Source organism: Labrenzia sp. 011 (assembly GCF_003075075.1).
Classification (GTDB): Bacteria; Pseudomonadota; Alphaproteobacteria; order Rhizobiales; family Stappiaceae; genus Roseibium.
Genome location: NZ_QCYM01000054.1, coordinates 1 through 1,809 on the forward strand (window position 1 = coordinate 1; position 1,809 = coordinate 1,809).

Sequence of the window (1,809 nt, forward strand, 5' to 3'; positions counted from 1 at the left end):
CGGGGAGCCTTTATCGAGTCGATCGTATTGGTGCACCGACATTTACATCCTATCCCATCGACAAAGACCAGCTTTCGAGAAGGAGCCAAATCTTCATGCAACTCTCCTAACAGAGCCTCTTTGTCTCTCACCCCACAATAGTCGAATAGCAGAATTAATGTTGAATCAGGCATTAGAGTCAGCCTCGAAGGGGCTCCGCTTAGGCATTCGGAATCATCTGGAGAATCCGATCCGCCGAATCCTTTTCGCTCAATGCTGCAAAATCAGTCTTGCCGCCATAAGGATACAGATGGCTCTTCAAAAGCGCCGCCACATGTCTGCGAAAGCAGATTTTTTTCTCCTCGGAATCTGCGCCTTTAAGAGCTGCATTGAGACAGCCGGATAGATCCTCTTTGGAATTCAACTCGTAAGCTGCCCCCGTTTCCGAAAGTGTATTGCGACCCATCAGAACAGTAGGCACCCCATGAGCGAGGGAAATGTATGCGAGAGAAGATAGAATGGTTGCCATAACATCGACTTGCATAATGCATTCAGTTGCGTTTGCTTCGCGAACGTAGATCAAGCGCGGATTTTTCAGCACAGCAGTTCTCGGAAACAAATTCGGATGAGGCTTGTAAACAACGTAGAAGTCGGACTCCTCCGCCACATCTAGCAAACACTTTAAGCCTTCGTCCGTATCTTGAAAATAGGGTGAGTGAATTTTTGCTCGAGAATGATCCGCAGGAAGATTTCCCGACTGCCAATCATTGATGCCGGCATAAAACACCGTTCGAGCACCTCTGGCTTTCAAGTTCTGTATGACATCTTTTCCAGCCGGTGTTCCTTCAAATGGTTTGCGGTCAAGCTTCTTGCCTTTGATCTCTGCAATTACTCTGTCCGCGCGTTCAAGAAAATTGCGATTGTCGTCGTCGTCATCCAGCAACAAAGCTCCAAGGGCACTAGACTCCGCCATCATCCCATGTTCATCAATTGTCATTGTTCCCGGCAGCATACCTTCATGCATAATGGCACTTGGAATCGAAAGCCCATCCGAAATAGCCCGGGCCAAAATCATCAGGCTGTTCCACTGGTGCCACAAAAGTACCAGCGATGGCTGCACCGCTTTCACTGCCGCGGATACCTTTGAACCCTCATCGAGGATTTGTTTCTCGATATCGCCCCAGTTCTTCGGCCTGCGATTCAATGCAAACGTAAACCCATAAAGCATCCTCTGCGCGTAATCCAAAACTGAAGGGTCGATTGCAAGCAAGGAATTCTCACTATCCTTGCTGAGCCGCGTGAGTTCAGGGTCGAAAAAGTTGATTTCCGGGATGTCGCATCCACTAGCACTTTTGCTGTGATGCAGAACAATCAGCTCAACGCCTCTCGTGTTGAGATCCCGACGCAGGGTGTTCAGAGCACGCCGCTTTTCCCCTCTTTCAATCGCATTAAGATTATGGACAACCAACAAGACCGTTGCCTTTGGGGAAGGCATTAAGTTCGCTCCACGAATAATTTGAAGCGCAGCATCGGAGTAGGCGGGTTCACTAAAATGCGCGGTCAAGGTTTTACCGGTTTTAGCGTAACAAAGATCGTCATCTTTCCCGGCATTTTTCTCTTGCCAAGCTTCTGCTCCTTCAGCCACGTAAAAAGTGGTCAATTCAGAACGATCATCAAGGCGAGCGCAAAATTGCAACTCAGAACCAACAGAAATATTGGCTTCGACCAAGGCTTCAAATCGCCACTTAAATGTCCTCGCTGCTCCCATGTTCGACTTTTCGTCAAGAACGGCCTGGCCTAGAGAGAGCCCATTTGCGTAGACCTCTACAT

At 48.6% G+C, this 1,809-nt stretch carries 1 protein-coding gene; it reads right to left on the bottom strand.

The features are described from left to right. Window positions 1-199: 199 nt before the first annotated feature. On the bottom strand, window positions 200-1,809 hold a 1,610-nt coding region (locus tag DCO57_RS22160), incomplete at its 5' end, for a hypothetical protein (protein WP_205756259.1).